Here is a 25,499-nt window from a genome sequence, read left to right as displayed (position 1 = left end):
TAGCTTGAATCATGGTTTTCATCGTTAGCTGACTTTTCCGACTAAAATCTTTTTCAGGATGAAGCACAAACTGGTTTGCGGTGGAAACGATGTCGTTAATACTATCAAGTAAATGAGCTTTAATCTGATCTAGCATGACTTTTCCCCTTTTATTTTTAGTGTAACATAAAAACTAACCCACCACAAAATGTGATAGGTTAGTTAACTTAATGACATTGGGAGCAACCCCTGACTATTTATTTTATTCACCTTGCTTTCTGAGCTTAGCTAACTGAGATAGGCCAGCCAGAGCCATACCAACTAACCCAAGAAGGACATACTTCTCCTGATAGGTATCACCAGTTTGTGGAAGACCGCTCTTCTGCAGAGAAGCATCTCTGATCTGCTTTTCAACCTGCGGGCTATTTTCTACCATTAAAGTCTTCTCCTGCTGGATAGGCAAACTGCTGCCGACCTCCACTATTTTCGGCTGACTCTCATTAGCAACTGTTCGTGAATACAGCTCGCGACGGCCATCACTATAAACTAGGTGAGCTACCATCATTTGACCATCCGCCCCCTCCTGAACAATTCGCTCTTTGCCCAGTGACAAATCAGTGCTGGTCCGTTTGATGACTTGTCTCGGCACCAGCTCATAGGTCAAATCCATCCTCGGTTTTTCAGGAGCCAGTAAATTCTTAGACTCCATCGAATCTCTTGTACCGACATGCGTTGCCAGACTAGACTGTTCAAACAAATCAGTCCATTCATTGAGCAGCTCCTTCATCTCATCTGGACGAATACTATCTAAACCCAAAATTTTCTCAGTTTTTTCAAGTAAAGAACTCAACTCAGAAGAATTTATAGGCGTATCTATTCCTTTCACCTCTTGGATTAGCTGATTGAGACGCCCAAGATCTGCTTGGTAAAGTTTCTCCCCATCCAGCTCTCCTAACTGTTTCTCTAAAAGAGTTTGAGCGGCTTCAACCTGCTCGACTGTCCGATTGGTATCTGCTACCACAGACTTAGCTTCTTCCAAGGCAGTTTGCAAGGCAAGTTGTGTCTGCTCACTAGAATAGAGATAGGCTGTTTGGGTTTGTAGAGTCTCAATTTCTGCTATTTTCTGTTTTAGATACTCATCATTGACGATTGGCTTCGGTGAAACAAGGATATCAAATGAAGTCTCCAAACCAGCATACCGTAAACCTAGGCTCTGACGCCCCTCTTTACGGGAATCGAAACCAACAATTTCTACTCCAGCTTCTGTCAAAGAGAAGGACTGAGTTGACTCATCGTCATAGATAATAACAAATCGACCATTTGTGACATCCAAATCATCTCCTACAACATACTGCACTTTTGGTAACTGTTGGATTTCTAGACCGACTGCTTTTTTCTCACCTTGGGCTATATCTTCAACAACATATACCGTCAGTGGCTGAGCAAGTGTTTCGCCTAGATAGGAAACGGTCAATGTTTGTTCACCTAATTTTTGCGGATCAAATCCCCTTACTGTAACTGCCGGATTAGTAGTATTCACCCGTTCAGCAGGCCAATCTCCTTCAAAAGCTACACGGAATTGTGCTCCTGCAAGCGATAAAGGACTACCTTGTCGGTAAACTTTTTTCTCTAGGGGAGCTATCCATTCCATCGCTTTCACGACTTTTTCACCTTGCGGTACGCGAATGGCCAATAGATTGCTCCAATCCTTTCCTTCCTCCAGAGTACGGTAGTAAATGAACTCTGGCAGGGACTCAAAGCGAATCGGGTCGAATATAAGATTTCCTGACTCTGTCGATTCCAATTCTGCCAGTGGTTTTACGGCATCTGGACTAGAATAAAGCGCTATTTTCCGATTGGCAGGGACATCCTTGAAACCTACTTGAATCTGATGATTACCGAGATGGCGAGCAACAGCATGGGTCATCGGAATATTTGGTGTCTCCATGTCCAATTCTTCATACATGCGCCAATTATAAATACGAATGGCCTTCCAAGGAGTGCCATTATCAGAAGTCAAGACATCCAAACGCCATTCCTGCGCTCGAATTGGCTTGTCCAATACGATGTCTGTCACATGATCACGATTGCCACGAACTTCTTTGGCTAACACCCAATCACCATTCTCATTTTTATAATAGAGATCGAAATCCTTGGTGTTCATTAAGCCATCATTGACCGATTCACCACCTGCACCAGCATGATCCATAGCCCATCGCACGACTGTCCGAGGTTGGGTCAAACGAATATCTACATGGCCACTCAACTGATGGGAAGACCATTTATCTGACAGACTGGTAATGGTCCCATTCAACATGCCCTCAATGCCTTCTCCACCTTCTTTTTTAGCAAAACTTGAACCGATGACTTCTGCTCCGAGAACAATGTTTTCTGCCAATGGTTTAGGAAGACTAGTATCTTTCACCGTCATTTCCCAATCAAAGATAAACTCCCCTGCCTCCGAACGCAAACCATTTTTCCCAACGGCATGAACTTTCAAAGCTTGGGTTCGACCTTCTGCCTGAGCAGAACGAACAAGCTGAGGGAGGTAAATCCTTGTATTAGAAGAACCTGTCAGCAATTTCCACTGTCCGTCAACCTGCGCATATACTTCATAATAATCTGCATCATCTGTCCCTGTAAAGCTAATCACAGCTTCAGCATCTTGGGCATTCTTCAATCGCTTAGCAAGGACTTGGCCATCTTTCGGTGCAGTAGGTGAAGTTTCTTGGTCATAAATAGCCAACTGCCCTAAACGAAAATCAAAATCCGACAGCGCTGCTTCATTTTCAACAACCACTTGGATACCGTACACTGTCTTTCCTGCCAGACTAGATAAATCAAAGGTCTGATCTTGCCAATCTCCTGATAGTTTAAGCAAGCGCCACGCTTCTTTATTCGCAAATTGATAATCTGGTTCAAGCGCTAGAGCTAGGGAGATATTTGCACCTTGCCCTCCTTTGTGCGCAACCCTTAAACGACTTGTTTCTGATAGAGGAATCTTGGTGGAATACAACTTAACTTCCTGCTTACCATTTTTTTCCAAATCGCCTGTAAAACGAAGAGAGTTGCCCCCATTATAGGCATCATCAAAATCATAAGCCGCAGCAAGCTTTTCACCACTTGCTTCAATCCACCACCGCCAGGTTGGTAAAATACCAGACACAGAGCGATAATTCCATTCCCCATCTTTGGCAACCTTGCCATCTACAAACCATTTTTTCCCGTGCCCTGTATTAAAGGAACTATTGAAATTACTGCTTGTAATAGCCGTCTTATCCGCAATGAGATTGGCCAAGCCATACCAATTTTTATCCGAAGGTTTCTGTTTGGTTGGATCACCTTGATAGCCTGTAAAGAAGATATTCTCATTCTCATGATAATCCTCACCCGTCGCACCCAAACTTGTAATAGTATCTGGCGCAAACAGACCGAGTGATAATTTCAATTTCCCATTTTCATCAAACAGAGCATCCCAGTTAATTTGCGTTTTGTAAGAGCCTCCCCGTTGCAATTCAAACCCAGCAAAAATATCAAATGGATCTCGACCGATTCGTTTCGCCACTTCGATTGAATAGTTATTTTTCGCCCGTGTCCAGTTAAAATTCGCAAAGAAACGATCCGCAGGGACCTTGTCTCCTTCCTTTTCCATAAACGGATAGTTGTACTCACCCAAACCATCTTCGTGATAGCGACCATATTCGTAGGTCATGGCATCATACCAAGAATACGTAATCGGATAACCAATCGATTCTGCATATTCCTTGGTATAGAGCATGAAGTTTCTCATTGTTTCCCCTAGTGGTTGAACCATGCTTCCTGTAGTCTCTTGATTAATGAAATAACCATCGAAACCATAGTATTTTGCCATATCTACCAATTTACGAGCAACAGGAAAACTTCCATCAGGATCCTGTCTCATAGAAGCCACAAACTTCTCTTGGTCTTCAATACTACTGGACCAATTGTAGAAAATCGTTCCCAAAACAGGCACACCATTGCGGTGTCCAGCATCAATAACGTCTGGGCTAGGAATCAAGCCTTCCCAAAACACCATTGAATCAATATACTGCCAATAATCAAAAGCATAGGCTTTAAACTCTTCTCCCCCAACAGAGGCATGGTCTTTCGCCTTAGAGTTGGTATTTGAAAGAGCTTCTACCTTTGCATTCTCATTGGCTCTCTCGTTGACGACATGCCCTCTAAAGCGCTCAACCAACTCTACAGAAGCGCGGTTCAAATCATCATCTGGACGAGCCCCCGGCTCCCAAGCAAGCACCTGATCCCAGTTATCAAACTTAATCTCTTTCGGACGAATTCCTTGATCCTCTACCTGAGGAAAATCAGAAAGCAACAGACCAGAATCCGAAGAAGCCACCTCCTTATCTTCCGCTTCCTCTGTGTCCTCTAGTTTATTTTCTGGATTATCAGACGGAGTTGAAGGCAGTTTTTCTTCTCTACTATCTGATACAGATGCTTCTCCATTCAACTCTTCGGTCACCGCTTTCTCATCTGCTGAAATCGGTGATATTCCTTCCTCAGCTTCGGTCTTTTCCACATGTTCGTTCCCTACCGAAGAGAGCTCAACAGCTGGCTCTGACAAGCTGTCCACATTTTCTAGCTGGTCCGCAGAAACCTGTGCTCCAAATAAGGTCGCACCAATCAAAACAGAACAGGCCCCTATTGTAAATTTTCGAATACCGAATCGCTCACGTTTGTCGAAATCACATTTTGTCATATTTTCCTCCTACACAATTGTAGTGCAACAGCTGTTCTCACTTTCCTCCTTTCCAGATCATAGTTGGCACATGCTACCTTTGATAGAACAGCTATAACACGAAGTTTATCTGGTTTTATTAATTCCATTGTACAGAGGAAAAATATGACCTTCAAGCCCTCATGGTCCCCTTCTTTAAATCAGATAAAAAGAACTTTAGTTTAGAGAAAACAAAAAAGAGGAAGTTTCCCTCCTCATTGTCTTAGTTAATTATTTTCTACAAACTCAATACACCAGCCCACCAGTTCATCCAAGCGTTCCATCTGCTCGGTCATGTGCAAATAGCCCAAAACCGCCTCAAAACCTGTGGACATTCGATAGGTGACTACGTCCGCATTCTTGGCCTTGGTGTGGCTATTGGCATTACGCCCCCGCTTGTAGATTTCTTCCTCTTTTTCGGTCAATAGCTGAGCTTCTAAGAGGGCAGAAATCAGGCTTGCCTGAGCCTTGGCCGAGACGTATTTGTTAGCCTCACCGTGCAATTGATTGGGCTTGGTCAGCCCCTTGAAAATCAAGTGCCGTCTGATATACATGGAATAGACGGCATCCCCTTCAAAAGCCAGGGCAATTCCATTGATGAGATTGACATCTACTGCCTTAGTCACGTGTCCACCTCACACCATCCTTGGTATCCAAGAGCTTGATGCCCTGGGCTGCCAATTCATCACGAATACGGTCAGCCGTCGCAAAGTCCCGATTGGCACGCGCTGCTTGACGTTCTGCTATCAAGGCTTCAATCTCGCTGTCCAAGACTTCTTCTTCAAAGACAATACCGAACACTTGCAGCATGTTTCCAAAGGCTTCTTTTACAGTTTCATCGTAGTTGCCTGAGTTGATCCATTTGGCAAAGTCAAAGATAGCCGTAATCCCATTTGCCGCATTGAAATCATCATCCATTGCCGCTTCAAAGGCCGACAGATGTAATTCAAGACCTGATTTATCCACAGAGTTTTGCACAGGTTGTGTATAAGTATTTTTTAGATATTTGAGATTGATTTCCGCATCTGAAATAGCCTTCTCAGTGTAGTTGAGTGGACGGCGATAGTGCTGGGTCGATAGGAAGAATCGCAAGACCTGACCATCAATTTGTTCCAACATATCATGGGCTGTCAGGAAATTGCCCAAGGACTTGGACATCTTCTCATCGTTGATATTGAGCATGGCATTGTGCATCCAGTAGTTAGCAAAGGCCTGACCTGTCTTGCACTCAGACTGGGCAATTTCATTGGTATGGTGAGGGAATTCCAAGTCCGCACCACCACCGTGAATATCAATGGTATCTCCCAAAATCTCTGTCGCCATAACCGAACACTCGATATGCCAACCTGGACGACCTGCTCCCCAAGGACTTTCCCAAGAAACTTCGCCTGGCTTGGCAGTTTTCCACAGGGCAAAGTCGAAAGGATGCTCCTTCAATTGACCTTCTCCCTCAACACGACCAGAAGCCCCAGCTTCTAAGTCAGACAGGGTTTTGTTGGCCAAACGAGCATAATTCTCAGCCTTTTCCACACGGAAATAAACATCGCCAGCCGCTTCATAAGCGTACCCCTTGTCAATCAAGACCTGCACAAAATCAATGATTTCATCCATGTAGTCAATAACGCGAGGGTTTTTGGTAGCTGGCTTGACACCTAACTTTGCCACATCTTCCTTGAAAGCTGCGATAAACTTATCAGACAGTTCCTTGGTTGTCATGCCAGCTTCATTAGCAGCTTTGATAATCTTGTCATCCACATCCGTAAAGTTAGAAATGTAGGTCACATCAAAGCCACGGTATTCAAAGTAGCGACGGATGGTATCAAAAGCCACGACACTACGGGCATTTCCGATGTGGATATAGTTGTAAACCGTCGGACCGCAAACATACATCTTGACCTTCCCCTCTTCCAAGGGAACAAAGTCACGCAAACTGCGAGTCATGGTATCGTAAATTTTAATCATAGTTTCTCCATTACTTCTGAGTATTCTTTAGGACTTGATACTTTTGATACAATTTTACTAGCCAATAAGCTGTCACTGCCAGCCAAATCATCCCTAACTGCCAGTTTCCTTGGGAAAACTTAAGGATAGATAGAATTGTTCCAGCGATGGAGGTCAACACATAAGGCCAGTTTTGTCTTACTAATTTTTTAACATGATGTACTTTCTAATTTTCTTGCAATCGCCATGCCCACTTCAAAGAAGGTCATACTGTCAGCCGTCCGTTCCTCTATTCATTCTTGTGGTGGTCCACGTAGTCTGCCGTGTAGAAAAATTGATAGACCTTGGCCTGACGAAAGTTTGCCCAGGCCATGATAGCAGAGGCTTCCATATCGACCACCATGGCACCAGCGGCTAGGCGACGCTTGACCTTGGCAGCTGTTTCCCGATAAAAGGCATCCGTCGTCCAGGTCTTGGCCCGCACGTGTTCGATTCCCGCTTGGTCCAAAGCCTTTTCCATGGTTAATAGCAGAGCAGGGTCATAGTTGATTTCATCGCTGGCAGGAGCGTAGTGGTAACTAGTTCCCTCGTCCCGCAGGGCAGAGCTAGGAAGAATAATCTTATCTGCAGCAAGTGACTTATCCAGCACCCCACAAGAACCCAGAACGATAAAATTCTCAAAGCCACAGGCTTTCAGTTCCTCCAAGTGACCAACCGCCATGGGAGCACCGACGACTGCCAACATAACCCCAATCCGTAGTCCATCTCTTTCCAAAATATACCAAGGATGGCGACCGTTAATGCTTTCTAAGTAGCCCCCTTCTCTACTTTCAGGCAGCTGACGGACCCAGTCTACGATTTCCCCATTGAAAGAGAAAATCATGGTCTCACATACCTCACCGCCACCACGAATAGCCTTGTCCGTCGGCTCAATAACAGCAGGACTTGGTTCAAATTCTTCTAGTAGCATATCAACCTTCTTTCGGGTCTAAGTAGATCACTTGTGTCTGCTTTGTAAAACCGATATTTTCATACAGTCGCTTAGCGATGAGGTTGTCATCTTCGACGGCGATTTGAAAAGGTTTGTCGTTTTTCGTGATAAGGTCATTGATGACAGCTTTGACTAAGTAAGTGCCGTAACCTTTTTGTTGCTGGTCTGGGGCGATAGCTAAACCGTAAAGATAGTTATCATCGGTCGAGATATCTACTGTGCAAGAGCCGATAACCGCTCCGCTATGTTCCAAAAGATAAAGCAAGCTGTCTGCATCAGCGATAGCCTCGCGTGCGTAACGAAGAGCCACCTCATAGTCGCTATCAAAGACCTGTGTCTGAAAACGTGCAATGTCATCTGCATGTTGAGGTTTTGCCAAACTCACGACGAGTTCAGCCTGTTGTGAAATCTGATAAGGCACTCGTTCACGACCCAACCATGTCTCAGTATCCGTATCTTCTACCAAGTCCCAAGCTGTCGCAAGGTCTGGATGCTTATCTAGAAAGACACGTTCGGTCTGAAAGGTCACACTAGCGATAGGATAGTTAGCCGTCTTCATCTGATAGCAATCATAGAGCTTGCGTGCCAGCCCCTGTCTGCGGTAGGCTGGATGCACAATAATCGCAAGTTCCACATCCTCATCATCGGCATACACAGTCAAGAGTCCCACCAACTCTTCGCCTTGATAAGCCAAGAAAAAAGCTGGCATTTCAGGGTCAAAGTTAAGCATATTTGACAGGTAAGGGTCACGATAGGTTCCGTCATGGGATTGTACAGTGCTGATCAGCGTTTTTGCTGCGGATAACTGCTTGGGATTTAGAACATTAGTTGCTATTATCATGCTTACCTCTTATCTCTATAACTACTCACATAGGAAGGATTTCCTACAAATGCGACGAATGGTGGCTGGCTTCTCGTAATTCTGCAAGCTTAGTCGTGTAGTGTTCACGGCCATCTTCCATGTCATGAATGACCTTCTCATCTTTTTGACCATGCACACGGACAATTTTAGCTGGCATACCGACCACTGTCACATCTGCTGGAACATCGGCTAGGACAACGGCAGCTGCACCCACTTTGGCATTTTCTCCGATTTCAACAGGTCCAATAACCTGTGCGTGTGCAGAGACAAGGGCACCCTTTCGAACAGTTGGATGGCGTTTGCCCGTATCCTTACCCGTTCCACCAAGCGTTACGCCGTGGTAAAGCATGACACCAGACTCAATAATAGCTGTCTCACCAATAACCAAACCAGCTCCATGGTCAATGAAGACTCCCGAAGCAATTTCGGCACCTGGATGAATCTCAATATTGGTCCAAAAACGCCAAAATTGGCTGTGCATCCTAGCTAGTAATTTAAAGCCTTTTTTCCACATCCAATGGGACAGACGGTGGGCAGCCAAGGCCTTGACACCTGGGTAGGTCAAAAGTACTTCCAAGCTGGTCCGTGCTGCCGGATCTTTTTCTTTTACAATCTCAATGGTGTCCTTCCACCAACCCATAGTCACTCCTTCTAGCGAGTAGACAAGCCCGCTACCGAACTTGTCTACTCAGCTTATTTCTTTTCAACCTTGTGGAATTTGAATTCACCAAAGTTGTTATCTTTTTTCTCTTTGTTGTCTTTATGACGGCGTGGTCTGTCAGAACGCTCGCGTTTTTCTGGCTCCACATAACCTTCTGGTTTTGGAAGAAGAGCCTTCATAGAAGCGTCGATACGTCCTTTATCATCAATCTTGATGACTTTAACATCGACAATATCGCCAATTTCAACTAGGTCTTCTGGTTTATTGACACGAGTCCAAGCCATTTCAGAAACGTGGACCAGGGCATCTGTCTTGTCAAAGAGGTTGACAAAGGCACCGAATTTCTCCAAACGAACCACTTTTGCCTGGAAGACTTCGTCCACTTTTGCTTCACGAACTAGACCAGCAATGATTTCTTTAGTACGCTCAATAGCCGCACGATCTGGTGAGAAGATAGCCACAAGACCGTCTTCGTCAATATCGATTTTCACGCCAGTTTCTGCAATAATCTTATCGATGGTTTCTCCACCCTTACCGATGACAATCTTGATCTTATCCACATCAATCTTGATAGTGTCAATCTTCGGTGCAGTTGATGCCAAGTCCGGACGAACTTCTGGAATAGTCGCTTCGATGACATCAAGGATTTCAAAACGTGCCTTTTTAGCTTGTGCCAAGGCTTCTTCCAAGATTTGCGGTGTGATACCGTCAATCTTGATGTCCATTTGAAGGGCTGTGATACCGTCACGGGTACCCGCCACCTTGAAGTCCATGTCGCCGAAGTGGTCCTCAAGACCTTGAATATCGGTCAAGACGGTGTAGTTGGTTCCGTCTGAAATCAGACCCATGGCAATCCCTGCAACTGGTGCCTTGATTGGTACACCACCTGCCATGAGGGCAAGGGTACCAGCTGTGATAGAAGCCTGCGATGAAGAACCGTTTGACTCCAAAACTTCTGCTACCAAGCGGATAGCGTAAGGGAAGTCTTCCAAGCTCGGTAAGACTTGCTCAAGGGCACGCTCACCAAGGGCACCGTGACCAATCTCACGACGACCTGGTGCACCATAGCGACCAGTTGAGCCCACTGAATATTGTGGGAAATTGTAGTGGTGCAAGAAGCGTTTCTTGTACTCATCGTCCAATCCGTCGATGATTTGGGTTTCACCCATTGGAGCCAAGGTCAAGACAGAAAGAGCTTGCGTTTGACCACGGGTAAAGAGACCTGAACCATGAACATTTGGCAAGAAGTCCACTTCTGCATCCAAAGGACGAATCTCATCCACACGGCGACCGTCTGGGCGAACCTTGTCTTCTGTAATCAAACGACGAACTTCTGCGTGCTCCATGAGTTCCAAGATTTCATGGACATCCCGCATGATGCGGTCGAATTCTTCGTGTTCAGCGTATTTTTCTTCGTAGGCTGCGATGACGGTCTCACGCACTGCATTGGTCGCATCTTCACGGGCCAATTTTTCTTCAACCTGCACCGCTTTTTTCAAATCATCATTGTAAGCTGCGACAATCTCAGCCTGCAAGTCTGGGTCCACTTGAAGAAGCTCGACATCTGCCTTCTCCTTGCCGACTGCTGCTACGATTTGATTTTGGAAGTCAAGAAGTTCTTGAATAGCCGCATGACCTTTCAAAAGAGCTTCCAACATGATGTCTTCTGACAATTCTTTAGCGCCAGATTCTACCATGTTGATAGCGTCCTTGTTACCAGCTACTGTCAAGTCAAGGAGAGACTCTTCCATCTGTGCCTTATCAGGGTTGATGATGAGTTCACCATTGACATAACCAACCTGCACACCTGCGATTGGACCGTTGAATGGGATGTCTGAGATTGCCAATGCCAATGAAGAACCAAACATGGCTGCCATTGGAGCAGAAGCATCTGGATCGTAAGAAAGCACTGTGTTGATGACTTGGACTTCGTTACGGAAGCCTTCTGCAAACATTGGACGAATCGGGCGGTCAATCAAACGAGCTGTCAAGGTCGCATCAGTTGACGGACGGCCTTCACGCTTCATCCAGCCACCTGGGAATTTCCCTGCGGCGTACATTTTCTCTTCATAGTTGACTTGGAGCGGGAAGAAATCGCCCGTCGCCATTTTCTTAGACATAACTGCCGCTGTAAGGACTGTGGAGTCGCCATAGCGAACAACAACCGCACCATTGGCTTGTTTGGCAACCTGGCCAGTCTCAACGACCAATTTCTTGCCAGCAAAAACCGTTTCAAATACTTGTTTTGACATGAATTGTCTCCTATTTTTTCTGAAATTTTTCTTGCGTGTTTTCTACAAAAGACAATCAAACAAGCTTGTTTCACTCTCTTTTGCACAAAACCACGCATACTTCTTATTTTATCATATTTGACGGAAAATGTGGGGAAATGAGGAAGGAATTTGGGGGAAAATCTAACCTGCTATATAAACAACCGAACGAAACGAATACTCTTCAATCAAACGAAGAACACCCAGCTTTTCTGAGTGTTCTTTTGTGTATTCTATTTGAACAATCTCATATAGTCGCTCTTGCTTGCGACAAGATAGCGAACGTTTACGACCTTTTGTGCTTCATCAATGTTATAAATAGCTATATAATCCTTTTTGATGGGTAGTCCTCGCGTCAGCTGACCTGGGACTAGCGGTCCCTTTTTAGAGCGTTCATCTACGTTAAAACCTCGCTCTGGGAAGATTTCAAGGCTTCTAAGTCCTGCTATTAGCTCTTGGATTTTTTTGTCCGCAGCATCAGGGCTTTTTAGTTCTTCCCTGATGTAGCTGCGAATGTCAGCTAGTTCCTCATATATAGCTAGAGGTAGGTTTACTTGGTACTTATCCAAAGAGCTTACTCTCCATTTCATCCAATGATAGATAGTTGCCCGCATTCATTTCAGCTACATTTTTCATCACTTCTGCTTGCAGTTCGGCAAATAGTCGCTCTTTTTCCAGTTCTTCTTCACTTTTAAGCCCAATTTCTCCTGTTACTACAATATTTTTGAGAAACAGGTTGAGAGCTTGTGTCATGGTCATATTTTGACTTGCCAAGACCTCTTTTGCTTCTTCTACAAGTGATTTCTCTGATTGAAAGTTAATCAATTTCTTTTCAGCTGTTAGGGCCATAAGATGATACCTCTTTATATTTTTCTTTATTGTAATCTTTATATCTCAAAAAATCAACCAATAATCCTCTACAAAGTCTTTGATTTCAGAAAAGTCCAGCTTTTCTGAGTGCTACACTTCCATAATGGGACATGAGAAAACAGCCGATTCACACTGTTTGGAGGTTTTTATGCTACCGATTATTCAGTTCTCAGACCGAGTACTCGTTTTATATAAAGGTAAAATGAAATGGATGTTTCACAAAATCTAACAAGGGGATATCTTCTTTATGGACAAAACCAACCACCATTTGACGGTCGTCCTGAGGCAGGTCGACCAAACAAATTTCTAGTTCTGATTGATAGCGAAGAAACCGTTCATTAGCAAGAACAATATCTCCTCGTTTCCGATGACTTGCTGGCCCTTGAATTGCATATCCTTTTAACTGTTCCCTTGAATGGCTAGCACGTATGACATATTCACTGGCATCAATTCTATTTTCGAAATTCATTCCTTTCAATTGCTTTGGAACCTGCGCTGATAGAGCTATTACACCCTTTGTCAAATATGAAAATCGTTCTAACGAAGCACTCGATAAGGCATTATCCCCAATACAAACATAATCACTTTCACAACACATCAAACAATCGAGTGCGGCTTGAATTGGAGGCAACGCTCTATGTTCTTCAACGGTTGGAAGTCCCTCAAAAAGCGGAAAGCGCTTGTTATCTCCAGGAATAAAGGTGATGACTTTTATTCCACAAGAGTGTAGCCGATTATTTAGATCACGAACACTACTTCCTCCTAAACCTGTATAAGGCTTAGGATAATAATTATGACATGCCAAAACTTTTGTTTTCTCAATACCAACGTCCATCATCTTCCTTAAAAAATCATCTGACAAAGTAGAAGCATTCAAGACTAGTAAAAAGTCTTCCGACAATGATTTCATGACTTCAATAGAAATTCCATCATCAATTCTTAGCGCTTTAATACCTAGCCTTTCTAACCTTTCTTTCCCATATCGTTCCAAACTTTCTTGATTGATATCCACAATCAACGTCAGTCCCTCTCGTTGGCATTTTGTTACTATATGATGTATCTTTTCGTCTCCCTTCTCTTCTTCATTTATATTAAGCGAAGAGAAAACAAAGGAAAATCCTGCATTTTGATATTCTATAAACCACTTTTCCGAATCAGCAAATGAGTTAGATAAATAGAGTGAAAAACCGAAACGACTGAAGAAATCATTAACTTCCATATACGGTCTCAATTCTATCTTCATCCACACCAAAGAACCAAGTTAGTACAAAACCACCTACATATGCAGCCAACATCGCTATAACAAATTGCAGTTGGCTTCCAGGTACCATGATTAACAGTCCAAACAAACCAGAAACTCCTTGAGATACAGTCCCTAAATGGAATAACACTGCCAAAATTCCGCCAAAACCTGAACCTAAACAAGCGGTTAGGAAAGGTTTGCCCAAAGGCAAAGTGACGGCGTACATCATCGGTTCACCAATTCCCAAGATTCCGACTGGAATAGAATCGCGTGTTAGTTGTTTCAATTTTTTATTTTTTGTTTTCAAAAAGAGTGCTAAACCAGCCCCGACTTGTCCACCACCTGCCATCATCAAAATAGGCAAGAGATAATTGATACCACCTGTTGGCCCAGACGGATCATTCAACAAAACATGTATTGGAGTCAATGCTTGGTGTAGTCCAACTGATACCAATGGTAAGAAGCCTGCTGACAAAATATACCCACCTACTATACCTAGCTTCTCATATACAAAATTTAATCCACTATAAATAGCTGTCGTTAACACTTCTCCAAGAGGCTGAATGACTAACAAAGCAACCAGTCCACCCAATATTACTGTACAAAGAGGAGTCAAAAAAGTGTCTAAAAAACTTGGCATATATTTTCGGATATTTCTTTCTAGAAATGCAAAGAAAATCCCAACAAATAGAGCCGCTAGCAAACCGCCTGCACTAGGCGAGAATGCCTTGTCCACAAAGGGTAATAAAATTGATTTGTCATCCACTACTGTCAACAAAGGCATTGAAGGAACTGCCACAGACATAGCTCCGGCCATTGCTCCCAAAATCGGACTTCCTTTAAATTCTTTCGCCGCATTCATTCCAACATAGATTGGCAAAAAAGTAAAGAGTCCCCAACTCATAGTCCTAATACATTGATACCACCATTCCATTGCAAAAGCATTCCCGGTTGATACATTAATGACATTTGTAATCCCATTTATCAATCCTGCCGCAATTATTCCAGGTAATATAGGTATAAAAATATTAGCAATTTTTTGCAAGAATCGTTGAACTGGCTTGTCGTACTTCTCTTTATTTATCCTTTTGTTTGTAGCAGCAACATCCGCTGTTGTGTAATCTTCTTCAACACTTCCCAATGATATACCTGTCAGTTCTGAAAATGCTTGGCCAACCTTTGTCACTGTTCCAGGTCCAAAAACAATTTGAAGTGTATCTGCCTCAACAACTCCCAAAACACCTTCTATGTTTTTGAGACTATCAAGGTGAACCAGCTTGTCATCTCGTAACTGTAAACGAAGTCGTGTCATACAAACTGCATTCCCTAGGATATTTTCCCTGCCACCAACATTTTCAAGAACTTGCTTTGCAACATCTTTCGTATTTTTCATTTTAATTCTCCTTATCCAAAATTGATTGAATTGCGAATGAAATGTGATTATGATAGTTTTCCAGAAGTTTTTTTGCCTCTATTTGATCAAGTTGACTCAACTGCATCAAGATGGCTAATTTCACGTCTTGGTTAGCTTGTTGAAAAATATGTTCCGCCTCCATCTCAGTACAGCCAGTTGTTTTACAAATAATTCTTTTTGCTCGTTGAATCAGTTTTTGATTGGTCGGTTGCACATCTACCATGAATCCTCGAAAAACTTTTCCTAGTTGTATCATCGAGGTGGTTGAAATCATATTCAGAATCATTTTTTGAGCTGTCCCAGCTTTCATTCGACTAGATCCCGTTACAACCTCTGGTCCAACCAATACTTCAATCGGAGCATCTACCAACGGGGATATTTCCGCATCTTGTACACAGGAAATACTGGCCGTCTTTGCTCCAATTTCACGAGCATATGTGACTGCCTCAAGGACATATGGAGTCCTGCCTGAAGCAGCAAGCCCGATAACCACGTCCTTCGCCGATATACCAATTTGTTGCAGATCCTCTACAGCTGCTGCTCGGTTATCCTCTGCCCCCTCTTTAGCGGCACGTACAGCCCCATTTCCTCCAGCAATAAGTCCTTGTACTAACTCTGGAGAAACTCCAAAAGTCGGCGGACACTCCGAAGCATCCAAAACTCCTAGCCTTCCTGAGGTTCCCGCTCCGATGTAGATCAGTCTACCATCCTTTTTCAAGCAGTCAACGACTATTTCTATTACTGCATTAATTTGCGGCAATATACGTTGTACAGCTAAAGCTACCAGGCCATCTTCACGATTAATGTAGGCGGTGATTTCCCCGATAGACATTGTCTCAATAGCAAATGAGTCTGGATTGGACTGCTCTGTATTCAATCGTTCAATATCCATCTTATTCTCCTTTCTTTTTTTGTAAACGTTTGCTATAATCGTATTATACAACTTATGTATTATTATTTCAATATTTTTTGGAAATAAAAGAAACTTTGTAACAATCCGTGTTAGAAGGGAATTATTATGAATAGAAACATTTTAAATCACTCGATAGAGAATTTAACCCCTACCGAAAACAAATTATTGGATTATATTGAAGAGAATACCCATCGTATTGAAACAATGAATATCTATCAATTAGCCGATAACGCCGGAGTATCAACAGCTACAATCAGTCGAATCAGTAAAAAAATGGGCTATTCTAACTTTAATAAGTTAAAGATAGAAATAGCCAAATCGAAATATGATGATTTACTTAATGCTCACTTCACGCCATCAGATTCGATTGACGATATTTCTACTAAATTAATTCATTCAATAACAATTTCAAATCAACAAACCGTCAGTTTTCTAAACTTGGAAGAATTAGAAGCCGCCGTAACATTATTACAAAGCGCTTCTCGAATTTATTTATTTGGAGTTGGGGCATCAGGTATTGTTTGCAGTGACTTTTACTACAAGCTGAGTAGAATTGGTAAAACATGTATTTTCGCACAAGATACACATATTCAGATGGCTAATATTGCAACCGCTGGAAACGGTGACTTAGCAATCGGAATTAGTTATAGCGGAATGACAAAAGAAGTCGTAGAGCCACTTCGTTTCGCAAAAGAAAATGGGGTTTCAACGATAACTATCACTGGAACTGGTAAGAATCAATTAGCAGATTTAGCCGATATTACATTTAGAATCCCACGACATGAGCATGAACTTCGAGTCGGAGCTATTACATCACGAAGCAACTCACTTTTCCTAACCGACTTGCTTTACCTAGCACTTATCCAGGATCATAAACAAGAAGTCACAGCTATCTTAGAGCAAACAAAACATCTTACACAAGCAATCAGGTAGACCATCTGACGCCCCCCTACAAAAGTAAATCCCCTAGGCTCTACCAAATGGAGCAAGCAATACATACTATAGTGAAAAAACAAAAAAACACAGCTCAGTATACAAGATACTGGTGCTGTGCTTTTTTCTATACCTGCTAATTAACGACGGAGTCCGAGTGAGTGAATCAATTCACGGTAACGGTTTACGTCTGTGCGGCGTAGGTATGCCAACAAGTTACGACGGCGACCGATTTTTTTCATCAAACCACGGTAAGTTGCGTGGTCTTTTTTGTGTTGTTTGATGTGGTCGTTAAGGTGGTTGATTTCCCAAGTAAGTACTGCTACTTGAACTTCAACTGAACCTGTGTCGCCTTCATGACGAGCATATTGTGCCATGATTTCATTTTTTTTCTCTTTTGAGATTGCCATGATATGTTCTCCTTTGTTTTGAGCCTAATCCGAGTGACAGGTTGGCGACCTGTAACCAAGAAAAAGCTAGATTTGTCCTTTTGGACCTTAACCATTCTATCAAGGAATAGCTCTTTTGTCAACTGATTTGAGAAATAGCTGAGCTGCTCTGCTATTTTCAAAAAAAGCCAGCCGAAGCTGACTTTCTGCTATTTTTAAACTTACTCAGCCTTTTCTGCTTTTGGCAAGATAAGATTGAGGATAATACCTACAATGGCTGAGAGGGCTGTTCCTGAGAGGGTGATGGCACCGATGTTGAGAACTGCTCCACCAAGACCCAATACCAGCATTGAGCTTGCAATAATCAGGTTGCGGACTTGACCGAAATCAACACGGCTTTCAATCAAAACTTTCAAACCGTTTGAGGCGATAACACCGTAAAGTAAGATAGACATACCACCAAGAACGGCACTTGGAATAGTTGAGATAAGGGCTGTAAATTTACCCAAGAATGAGAAGGCAATGGCAATCAAGGCTGCGTTACGGATAACGGATACTGATGCGATGCGAGTCATACCGATAACCCCTGTATTTTCACCGTAGGTCGTATTGGCTGGTCCACCGATAAATGCAGATACAGCAGTCGCTACACCATCTCCAATCAAGGTACGGCTGAGGCCTGGATCTTTCAAGAACTGGCGGCCGCAGATTTGGCTGAGAACGGTGTGGTCACCGATATGCTCAGCTACTGTTACAACAGCAATTGGTAAGATAGCAATCATTTCTGGACCGAAGTAGAAATTGTACGACTTGAAGGCACCTGTTTCAAATGGTAGGTAGAAACCTGGCAATTCAAACCAAGCCGCTTCCAAAACGGGTGTGAAGTCAACCAAACCAAGACAGAGGGCAATCACGTAACCACCGACAATGGCAATCAAGAAAGGAACAATCTTGGCGAAGCCTTTCCCTTTGGTATTGACAAAAGCAGCAATCAAGAAGGTTGCAATCGCCACGACGACATTTTTCCAGTCGCCGTCTGCGACAAAGCCCGCTGAAGTCACGGCAGAGTTGGCAAGACCAAGTCCAATCACGATAATCATTGGTCCGATGACAATCGGTGGCAAGAGGCTGTCGATCCACTTAGTACCGATAACTTTGACAAGTGCAGCGATCAACACGTAAATCAAGCCGACGAAGAGAATACCAGTCTGAGCTGCCGACACATCACCACCCATTTCCTTGATAGCAAGGGCCATAGCTGAGATATAGGCAAAGGAAGAACCTAGGTAAACCGGAACCTTAAACTGTGTCGCTACTTGGTAAATCAAGGTCCCGACACCTGATGCGAAGAGGGCAACCGATACGGGCATACCGAGAATCAGTGGCACCAAAATCGTCGCACCGAACATAGCGAACACGTGCTGGAAACTCAACAAAATCCCTTGAAGCGGTGCTGGTTTCTCATGGACATCAAACAAAAGATTGGCTTTTGTACTCATAAATCTCCCATTCTGGGTACACAAAAAGACCCAGACTTTCTAAATATACATAGTCATAGGCCCTTAATAATTTTTCCTGTTGTCTTTCTCACCTCACGGGATGAGTTTAAAAACCTACGCTTTTGGTATTGTAACATAAAGGTTCGGTTTATTGCAAGGGATTTTAAAAAAATTTATTTTTCTTTTATACAAGACTAGCAAACATAGGGGGAAACTAACTGAAATTTAAAACTTCCGAAAAAATCAAATGTTTTTCGTACAATCTATAAATTCCTTAACTAACATTAAGATCTTATCTTCATGCCCTCTGATTACCTCATTATTCCAATTGTCATCAGAATTTCCAGTAAGTTTAGCCATCCATTGCAGTTTTAGACTTTGGTTTCCAAATATCTTTTCCCATTGGCTATATTTGGCCTGAGGTCTAGAGTTCCCAAACTTTGAATTTTGACTATCCGTGATAATACAAAGGTTTCCGAAAGAATGAAGTAGACTATCAGACATTCTTAACATCCCACTATCTTCAAAATTTGGATTCTGAGGATACCAATGTTCAACGGAACGACGATAAGTGAATCTAAAATTCCTTGAATCAAAAAAGTACTCCTGTAAGTTATTTTGATTTTTCCATAAGACATAATCAATAAAATTGAAAGCATAGATAGGCATATTAGGGTAGCATCTAAATTCTTGACCATCTTCTGTAAATAACCTGTCATCAGCATATCGAACTGCCAAAGCTTCGAGAAAAATTACAAACTGGTGTCCAAATGCTTCATCTTGCAAATGCTCAACATTCTCGAACAGATAGACCAAAGTCTCATATAGCCAACGACTATCTCGATTTGATGTAAAGGTCACTGCAAACATAGACTGAAGCATAATAATGGTATCATTCACTGCCTTATCTGAAAAAGTATTATTCTCAAAATGTTCTTCTACAAAGTAATCTGTATTTTTCCGATTGTCTCTTTGATATTCATAGTAAGTACCTTTGCTAAGAAACCAGTCGTTTTTTGACCGCCTTGATGTATCTTCGCTTGCATTTCTAATGACATAGTTATCAAATAGGTGTCTAATACTTAATAAAGTTTCCGAGAAGTAAATGACCCAATCCCTTCCTTTTTCACTCACCGTAAAGACATCAAGTAGTTTCTTATCATCTAATTGAACATCTTGTGGGGAAATATTTTCAATAATAGAAACAGTATACAAGAGTAACGTTTCAAAGTTAATAACGGTTGTATATTTTCCAGTCTCTTTGTCGTCTACGATGTCATCAAATACCAATGAACTTGAATCTTCTAGGATAGCTAATATACTTTTTTTTTGAACTATTTGTGTTATCAATAAATCGATAGATATTGGCTAATTTATAATTTAAAAAATGCCAACCAAAAATGTTTTCTCTTTCTTTAAACGTTTCCTTTCTTTTCTTTCTCATTTGAAATGATTTAACTACCGGATTCTCGAAGTCTGCACAAGCATCCCAGATTTTAGCAAACTTAGCAGCTTCTTCATCATCAAGCTTCGCCATCAATTGAGCCTTAACAATTTCATGAGCTTCCAATTGCTCTCCTCTTGAATTAAACCGCTCAAAATAAAGATTCAAATCTAAGTCAGTAGGTAGCATATTTCTAAAAATGATGACGTGTTGAAAGAGGTACTCAGCATATACCGTCACTTCCATTTTAAACTGTTCGGACAGAATTTTATTTAGTGCTAATTTTGTGTTTTGGTAACCTCTAATAATCTCGTCCATATTCTCAAATTCAGCACTACTATTTTCAAATAACTGCTGCAAAGATGCATTGGACTGCTTACGCGCTTCAAAATTTAAGAGTTTCAAGCCAGGAATCTGAATGTGATACTCATTTCTCAAAACCAATGCTAACAAAGTCAAAGCTGTTGTTCTCTGTTGCCCATCAATAATGTGGTACATATTTCCTTTTTGATGAACAACCAGTGTTCCGATATAATAATCAGGACGTTTTTCACGTTCATTGTAAGCATCTGCTATGTCAATAAGCAATTGCTCAATCTCATCATATGTCCATGAAAAATTTCGCTGATAAAGAGGAACAATGTATTCATCTTCAGTCAGAAGTTTTGTAACTGTCAAAGTAGCTGTCTTAGTCATTTATTAAGCTCCTCTTCCTCAAGAATTTTCTCCAAGGTAAAATGTTCAAATTGATCACGATTGATTTTCTGCAAAAAATCGCTTGGTGTACTTGCATGATGTAATAGCTGAAATAATTTTTGAACTGTACGCCGTTGAAAAATTCCGCCCGCAGCATAATTGGCTAAAGTGCTATCATAAATGGCACGCGCTTTTATACGTGGATAATAGGCCCATATAAAAATTGTTTCAACAATATCTTTATCTAAAGCTCCCTGACCAAACCTATCCACAAAAAGCAACACTAAATTATCGAATAAATTACGATTCCGGCTATAACGTTGTTTAGTAGAATGTAAAATCTTTAGCATTTTGGAGTCTAAACTGAGATTTTCAAACCAAGTCTCTCTATTTTGAATCATTTCATGTGACTGATTAATATAAGAGAAAAAGTACTCTCCATCAATAATTGGCATCGTTAAAGAAATAGGATAATCAATATTTTGTTCTTTTAATAGTCTAAAGAGATTCAAATAAGGGTATTCGTTATGATGTAAACCGACACCTTTAAAATCATCGATAAAATCTTCTGTAAAGCAAAGGTATGAACCCTGACGACGTTTAGTCAACCCAGTTTCACCAATTGACCACCGTCGCACTCTAAAAAGATATTGGTTAAATAAATCTTTTAAATTGACCTTTTCGTCTGTAACAATTTTTTCCCAATTTTCGATCAAATCTTCACTGATTTCAGAGGCATTTCTCAAATGATAGGCTTTAAGCAGGTCGTGTGGCTCTAAAGCTTTTCCCCGATTATTTTGAGAATCAAAAAGTTGGAAAGCTTCAGATAATCGATTATGTGGCATTGTAATAACAGCAATTTCACAATTTTTAAGAAGAAAGTCACATACTTTTTGCGCCTTTTCGTCATCTAGATCAATCAGTATTTTCCACTCTTCAAAATTTTCCTTAGCATGTTGACACGAAACCACGTCAAATTTTTGATTTAGTAACTGCTGGGCACCGATATAGTCGTTCAACTTCCCTAAAGCCTGTAAAAATAATGCAACAGAAATAGTCCGCTGTTGTCCATCAACAATATCTAAAGTTTGTTTTTTATCGTGTAAAATAAGAGAACCAACTTGATAAACGTCCTTTTTAGAGTCTATAACTTCTTTGACATCATAGAATAAGTGTCGAATGTGTTTACGTTGCCATTTATAAGGGCGTTGATAATTTGGGATATGGAGCCTATTGTCCTTCAACAGTTCCTCTAATGTCATATGCCTCAAAATAATATCAGTCATTCTGCTTATTCTCCTATTTTTTCTCTACACTTGCATTCGGAATCATTTTCGCATGCATTTCCGCAGCTGTTTTATCATAAAACGGTCCTGCAATGACATTCCCAAATTGATCTACTACAATCCATTCTTGCATTTACTTCTCCTCCTTTCAATTAAGAATTCAATATCTATTTGATACATTCATTCTAATACACAGGGTGGACGAATGTTATCCTACCTTTCTAATTTTTATAGTTTTCTTGCATATTTTTGAGAAAATGTTTCATATCTTCTACAAGAGAACTTGGAAAAAGCACAGTTAGGGCATCAGCCTGACTCAACAACCAACGTTTTAAGCCTGGTGTGTCTTGACTGACAAATTCAATCACATTGCCTTCTGAGCTTGTTTCGATAATCTTTGCTGTCGGAAATTGATCCAAGACAATGGTTGGATCATAGCTAAATCTGACTCTTATGGTTAGTTCCCGTCCCATAAAAGAATCCACGCGCTTATTCCGTACTTCACCGTCTCGAAACTTTTTGCCATAAGAAATATCCGGTTTCTTCTCAGTCGAAACTTTCCACTCTAAAATCCGATCTAACTTTAAAGTCATATAGGAAGAATGTTTTAGATTATAAGCTACAAGGTAAAAGTAATGACTATCGTAATAGAGTGACACAGGAAAAACCGTGTGTTTCTTTTCTACATTGTAGGGAGATTGGTAGCGAATATCTAATACCAATTCCTTACGAATGGCCTCTGACCATTCCCAAATCTTATCAATCCTGTTTTGAGTATCTGAAAGCGGGGCATAGTTTAAGAGTTCACTGGCGATAATGGCAGCAATTTCTTTCTGCTCATCTTTCGATACTAGTGCCAATAAGCTATCTAAAACAGCCTTATTTTCTTCAGTATTCAAAGCCCGATTTTCTAGCAAAATCTTAGAAATGGTCAGAATATCCTTTTTGTTAAAAAGAGATTTTCCTTTTAAAAAGCGAGTATGGTGCTTGGAATCATAGGCTAACTCTGCTGCAATCATCGGCTGACTTTCGATAAATCCTCCTAGAAGAGCAAAATCTCTTTGAATAGTCTTCTCACTAACTCCAAATTCATCTGCTAATTGTGATTTTTTTAGATGCGCCCCTGATTGTAAGCGTAAAAATATTGTAAGTAATCTTTCCTGATCGTTCATAGAAACCTCAATTCTAAGAAGATTATAACACTCTTAAGAAGTCAAATTCAATAAATTTCCTTGGTAGAGAATCTTGCTCAATGCGTCATTTGAATTATCAAACTCACAACCAGTGACCAGTAATTTTCCTCCTGTTTCTAGATAATTTTCCAAAATTCTTGCCAACTTCCTCTGAATCGCATCGGTACTAGTATAAAATTCTTCAATGTTTTCAATCATCACAACATCAAATTCTTCTAGAAAATGAACATTTTGTACTATTTCAATCGCTAGACTGACTCCGACTACTCGTTTCACTTTCTTATTCATCTCTCGATAGTAAAATTCTATGTGGTCAACAAAGCTCCTTCTAATCTGATCAACATCTGAAATAATATATAAAAGTTGTCCGATATAGCTCTTTTGAGGGATCCCCAAAAAATCACTTACTTCACGATTGATACTGTCAAAAGAACTTCTCAACCTAGTATCTGAGTCCAAATTTCTGTATAGCAAATCGATAAATATTTCTAAAATTTCCATATCATTAAACACAGTGTTTTCTTTCAAGTCATTGTTATTCATATGCATTTCCTTTCTTCTATCCCTGTAATCCAAAACCTATTAATCGTTGAGTTGATTCCAACTCTGATAATTCTTGGATGGCGTTTTTAATATCAGCTTCTATTACGACATTCATCTCTGTTTCTTCTAAGGTTCTATTGTCTATCTTTTCCATCACTCGAGTCGCCTGTTGATACAAACAAGCTTCTATTAGTTTACGAACATAACGACCATTGCCAAAATGTTCGGTTGTTCCAACTTTTAAAAAATGCGAACGCAATGCCTCCTCACAGTTAGAGTCAAGAGCATAGTCTTTTTTACTCAACATCATTCTAAAAATTTCATACAGTTCGTCCACAGAGTAATCTTCAAAATGAATGTTGTTTGAGATTCGAGATTGTAATCCTGGATTCGTGCCTATAAAATTGTGCATCAAATCTTTATAACCAGCAAAAATAACAACTATCTCATTACGACGATTTTCCATTTCTTGAATAATGGTGGGTATAGCTTCATTAGCAAAATCTCTTTCACTCTGTGGAATCAGACTGTAAGCTTCATCGATAAACAGTACACCACCACTTGCACTATCAAACACCTTTTTTATTTTTGGTGCTGTTTGGCCAACATATTCTCCAATAAGATCTGCTCTTCCAACCTCTACTATCTTGTTTTCTGCGATCAATCCATGTTCATACAGGATTTCTGTATAAAGACGTGCTACCTCTGTCTTACCCGTCCCTGGATTTCCTGTGAATAACAAGTGCCCATTACTTTCTTCAACATGATAGCCTCTTTCTTTCCTCAGTTTCGATAGTTGTTCAAAAGCAACTTGTTGTCTGATTAATTTTTTTACAGATTGAAGACCAATCATTTGATTCAGCCTCTTCTCAGCTTGGCCACATTTACTTTTAGATTGTTCCTTTTGTAAACTAAAGTGACATAGATCCAGCAATCCATTTTCTTGACAATAATTGGTTGCCACCGCATATTCATGGATTCTCTGAACCATTCGTCGAATATCTTTTGCATTGATGAGATTTGAAGCCTTTTCTACATACTCCCTAACAATTTTCTTGTCTATACTAATTCGTCTTTTTGCTAATAGTTGAATAGCAATTTCAACCAGTTCGTCATTTGTATAAGGAGGAAACTCGATTCTATTTACATTATAGTATTCCTCCTGTAATTCCATTTCTATTTTTTTAGCTTCTTCAGTCGATTGAGCAATTAGAATGCAAATATTATTCTCCTTCTTTGTATTGATATTAGCGAAAAGTTCTAATTTAGGACGAGCTCTTGCTTTTAAATAGTCATAAACAACTGGAAATTGTTTTTCTTCAGTCTTAGGAAGAAAGTATTCGCTACAATGAGTATCAAACTGCTTTCAAGTCGAACAAGCGTTCTAAATATTGGAGGGCATATTTTCGTCCAGTCCCCTTTTGACCGTTGAAAATTAAGAAAAATGGCTCTTTCGTATGCGATTCTAAATCGTTTGATTGGTAGTCTAATACTTAACAAAAATCAAAAATAGCGTTATAATGGTATTATGACAAAAGAACTTACCCAAACACAAGTCGAAGAATTAAAGCAAGCACTTAAAGATAAAAATAATGCTCCGCATCATAGAAAAATAC

The 25,499-nt window shown here is 41.0% G+C and carries 18 protein-coding genes and 3 pseudogenes; 1 reads left to right on the top strand and 20 read right to left on the bottom strand.

The annotated features are described in order from the left end of the window. The 13 genes and pseudogenes from ODU34_RS09370 to murQ all read right to left on the bottom strand — a co-directional run. Positions 1 to 136, bottom strand: a pseudogene (locus ODU34_RS09370) (IS4 family transposase); the annotation flags it as partial. A gap of 105 nt (positions 137 to 241) precedes the next feature. Then, positions 242 to 4,717: a bacterial Ig-like domain-containing protein gene (locus ODU34_RS09365; protein WP_105179260.1), complete on the bottom strand. Its 4,476-nt coding sequence runs from the start codon at positions 4,715 to 4,717 to the stop codon at positions 242 to 244. A 245-nt stretch (positions 4,718 to 4,962) separates the two neighbouring features. After that, complete coding sequence (locus ODU34_RS09360; protein ID WP_105134026.1) at positions 4,963 to 5,361, bottom strand: Mini-ribonuclease 3; 399 nt, start codon at positions 5,359 to 5,361, stop codon at positions 4,963 to 4,965. Beyond that, positions 5,354 to 6,697, bottom strand: a complete 1,344-nt coding sequence (gene cysS, locus ODU34_RS09355) for a cysteine--tRNA ligase (RefSeq protein ID WP_105179259.1) — start codon at positions 6,695 to 6,697, stop codon at positions 5,354 to 5,356. Before cysS ends, ODU34_RS09360 begins: the two co-directional genes overlap by 8 nt. A 188-nt stretch (positions 6,698 to 6,885) precedes the next feature. Then, a pseudogene (locus ODU34_RS09350) lies at positions 6,886 to 7,646 on the bottom strand (nucleoside phosphorylase). A gap of 1 nt (position 7,647) precedes the next feature. Next, on the bottom strand, positions 7,648 to 8,508 hold the full coding sequence (locus tag ODU34_RS09345) for a GNAT family N-acetyltransferase (RefSeq protein ID WP_105179257.1): 861 nt from the start codon (positions 8,506 to 8,508) through the stop codon (positions 7,648 to 7,650). Positions 8,509 to 8,551: 43 nt separating this feature from the next. Continuing rightward, on the bottom strand, positions 8,552 to 9,169 hold the full coding sequence (gene cysE / locus ODU34_RS09340; protein ID WP_105179256.1) for a serine O-acetyltransferase: 618 nt from the start codon (positions 9,167 to 9,169) through the stop codon (positions 8,552 to 8,554). Positions 9,170 to 9,222: 53 nt separating this feature from the next. Then, positions 9,223 to 11,442, bottom strand: a complete 2,220-nt coding sequence (pnp, locus tag ODU34_RS09335) for a polyribonucleotide nucleotidyltransferase (RefSeq protein ID WP_398578474.1) — start codon at positions 11,440 to 11,442, stop codon at positions 9,223 to 9,225. 251 nt (positions 11,443 to 11,693) lie between these two features. Continuing rightward, entirely contained in the window at positions 11,694 to 12,029 is a 336-nt protein-coding gene (locus tag ODU34_RS09330) for a type II toxin-antitoxin system RelE/ParE family toxin (RefSeq protein WP_024389183.1), read from the bottom strand. Then, a complete protein-coding gene (locus ODU34_RS09325) occupies positions 12,022 to 12,309 on the bottom strand; it encodes a hypothetical protein (protein WP_105139264.1) in 288 nt (95 codons plus the stop codon). The genes ODU34_RS09330 and ODU34_RS09325 overlap by 8 nt, the downstream gene beginning before the upstream one ends. 208 nt (positions 12,310 to 12,517) lie before the next feature. Then, the gene (locus tag ODU34_RS09320; protein WP_238146007.1) at positions 12,518 to 13,549 is read right to left on the bottom strand and encodes a MupG family TIM beta-alpha barrel fold protein; all 1,032 of its coding nucleotides are present in this window, start codon (positions 13,547 to 13,549) and stop codon (positions 12,518 to 12,520) included. After that, the gene (locus ODU34_RS09315; protein ID WP_012775345.1) at positions 13,539 to 14,966 is read right to left on the bottom strand and encodes a PTS transporter subunit EIIC; all 1,428 of its coding nucleotides are present in this window, start codon (positions 14,964 to 14,966) and stop codon (positions 13,539 to 13,541) included. Before ODU34_RS09315 ends, ODU34_RS09320 begins: the two co-directional genes overlap by 11 nt. Before the next feature lies 1 nt (position 14,967). Further along, positions 14,968 to 15,879: an N-acetylmuramic acid 6-phosphate etherase gene (gene murQ, locus ODU34_RS09310; protein WP_105179252.1), complete on the bottom strand. Its 912-nt coding sequence runs from the start codon at positions 15,877 to 15,879 to the stop codon at positions 14,968 to 14,970. Positions 15,880 to 16,005: 126 nt separating this feature from the next. Between murQ and ODU34_RS09305 the strand changes: the two genes are divergently transcribed. Next, a complete protein-coding gene (locus tag ODU34_RS09305; RefSeq protein WP_105179251.1) occupies positions 16,006 to 16,833 on the top strand; it encodes a MurR/RpiR family transcriptional regulator in 828 nt (275 codons plus the stop codon). 140 nt (positions 16,834 to 16,973) lie between these two features. On the opposite strand, the gene rpsO is transcribed toward ODU34_RS09305, so the two are convergent. The 7 genes and pseudogenes from rpsO to ODU34_RS09270 form a co-directional block, all read right to left on the bottom strand. Continuing rightward, the gene (gene rpsO, locus ODU34_RS09300) at positions 16,974 to 17,243 is read right to left on the bottom strand and encodes a 30S ribosomal protein S15 (RefSeq protein ID WP_002938849.1); all 270 of its coding nucleotides are present in this window, start codon (positions 17,241 to 17,243) and stop codon (positions 16,974 to 16,976) included. Positions 17,244 to 17,443: 200 nt separating this feature from the next. Beyond that, complete coding sequence (locus tag ODU34_RS09295) at positions 17,444 to 18,721, bottom strand: uracil-xanthine permease family protein (protein WP_024393459.1); 1,278 nt, start codon at positions 18,719 to 18,721, stop codon at positions 17,444 to 17,446. 243 nt (positions 18,722 to 18,964) lie between these two features. Continuing rightward, positions 18,965 to 20,861 (bottom strand): annotated as a pseudogene (locus ODU34_RS09290) (DUF262 domain-containing protein). Further along, positions 20,858 to 22,147 (bottom strand): DUF262 domain-containing protein, encoded by a 1,290-nt coding sequence (locus tag ODU34_RS09285; protein WP_105256992.1) that lies wholly within the window; start codon positions 22,145 to 22,147, stop codon positions 20,858 to 20,860. Before ODU34_RS09285 ends, ODU34_RS09290 begins: the two are co-directional and overlap by 4 nt. Positions 22,148 to 22,368: 221 nt before the next feature. Continuing rightward, positions 22,369 to 23,319, bottom strand: a complete 951-nt coding sequence (locus ODU34_RS09280; protein ID WP_205015203.1) for a YafY family protein — start codon at positions 23,317 to 23,319, stop codon at positions 22,369 to 22,371. Positions 23,320 to 23,352: 33 nt separating this feature from the next. After that, positions 23,353 to 23,883, bottom strand: coding sequence for a hypothetical protein (locus ODU34_RS09275; RefSeq protein WP_253213450.1), 531 nt, complete (start codon positions 23,881 to 23,883; stop codon positions 23,353 to 23,355). A gap of 16 nt (positions 23,884 to 23,899) precedes the next feature. Continuing rightward, the gene (locus ODU34_RS09270; RefSeq protein WP_239514950.1) at positions 23,900 to 25,057 is read right to left on the bottom strand and encodes an AAA family ATPase; all 1,158 of its coding nucleotides are present in this window, start codon (positions 25,055 to 25,057) and stop codon (positions 23,900 to 23,902) included. Between the last annotated feature and the right edge of the window lie 442 nt (positions 25,058 to 25,499).

This window comes from Streptococcus sp. 2018WUSS126 (assembly GCF_044427425.1).
Classification (GTDB): Bacteria; Bacillota; Bacilli; order Lactobacillales; family Streptococcaceae; genus Streptococcus; species Streptococcus hashimotonensis.
The sequence above is the reverse complement of the archived record's forward strand: the minus strand, read 5'-3'. Positions and strand labels throughout refer to the sequence as shown.